The sequence below is a fragment of the Actinoplanes sp. NPDC051633 genome (assembly GCF_040681735.1).
Classification (GTDB): Bacteria; Actinomycetota; Actinomycetes; order Mycobacteriales; family Micromonosporaceae; genus Actinoplanes.
On sequence record NZ_JBFAZH010001649.1, the window covers coordinates 1 to 1,328 of the forward strand.

At 69.1% G+C, this 1,328-nt stretch carries 2 protein-coding genes; both read right to left on the minus strand.

Annotated elements, in window-relative coordinates:
• Nucleotides 1-319 precede the first annotated feature (319 nt).
• Nucleotides 320-790, minus strand: a complete 471-nt coding sequence (locus AB0M20_RS43955; protein WP_364307477.1) for an AAA family ATPase — start codon at nt 788-790, stop codon at nt 320-322.
• Nucleotides 791-795: 5 nt separating this feature from the next.
• Entirely contained in the window at nt 796-1,128 is a 333-nt protein-coding gene (locus tag AB0M20_RS43960; protein ID WP_364307479.1) for a DUF952 domain-containing protein, read from the minus strand.
• Nucleotides 1,129-1,328: the final 200 nt, after the last annotated feature.

The following is a 1,328-nucleotide window of genomic DNA, read 5'->3' on the forward strand; positions in this document are numbered from 1 at the left end:
GCTTGGCGCGCCTGGTGGGCACGGGAAGTGGTAGCTCACCCACGTGTCGGGGCCTCGGAAAGGTGGCTGGGCTACCACTGTGGGCTTGGCGCGCCTGGTGGGCACGGGAAGTGGTAGCTCACCCACGTGTCGGGGCCTCGGAAAGGTGGCTGGGCTACCACTGTGGGCTTGGCGCGCCCGGTGGGCACGGGAAGTGGTAGCTCAGACGGGTATCCAGGCCTCGGATAGCCCGCTGAGCTGCCACTTTTCGCTTGCGGCGCCGGTTGAGACCGGAAGTGGTAGCTCAGGAGGCCATCCAAGACGCCGATGGCCTGCTGGGCTACCACTGGTCAGTGGCTGTTTTGCGGGCCAGGGACTCTAGGTGGTCGGCTACCTCGGCGGGTGGGAGGCGGGTGTCTATGACCGCTGTGGCCGTGGCTCTGAGGCGTGGCTCGACTGCGGCCGTGTCGGTGGCTATGCGGTGGCGGTCCTCGCTGGTGGCGCCGAACGGGTTGCTGGATCTGCCGGCCGCCCGGGACAACAGGAGCTCCAGCGGGGCGGTCAGCAGGGCGACCGCGTCGAAGCGTGGGTAGAACAAGCCCTGGTTGGGGACGCAGCCGGCCAGGAAGAGCGCGCCCTCCCGGTGATCGTCGAGCAGCTCGGAGATGCGCGACTCGATCCACATCTGGCCGTCGGGCGTCTCCGCCGCGTAGCCCGCATAGTCCGTGTCGACCGTGCGGTGGCCGCGGCGCCCCAGCTCGGCCAGGGCCGTGGACTTGCCGGCGCCGGACATGCCCGTCACCAGAACCACCGCCCTCACGGCAGCGGGGCGAACGAGCCGTCGGCGGACGACGGCAGCGGGAACACCGACACCACCGCCGCCCGGGGGATCGGGCCGTAGACGTGCGGGAACTGGCGGCCGTCGGCATGCGGGGGATCGCCGTCCTCCCAGACCGCCGGGGACGGCAGCCTCGCCTCGTCGATCTCCAGCACCACGATGTCGTCGCGGCCGGCGACCCGCAGCGTCGCCGACTCGTGCACCCAATCCCGGGGCGAGCAGTGGATGAAGCCCTGCGTCCGCAAGCTGTCCGCCTCGTACACCGCACCCGCCGACTCCCAGTCGGCCCGCGGGCAGAAGTGGTAGATCATCCCTTCTCCAGGAACTCGGCGCGCTCCTCGTCGACCAGCGCGGCCACCGAGGCCGCCAGCGCCGGGTGCCGCGACAGCGTGGCGTCGTCGCGGATGATCGCGACGGCCTCGGCGCGGGCGTCGGTGTTCGGGAGTCATATAACAATTTTTATCGCATAAATAGGAATCCCATTTGACACTGTCAAATCAATAATTTGCAC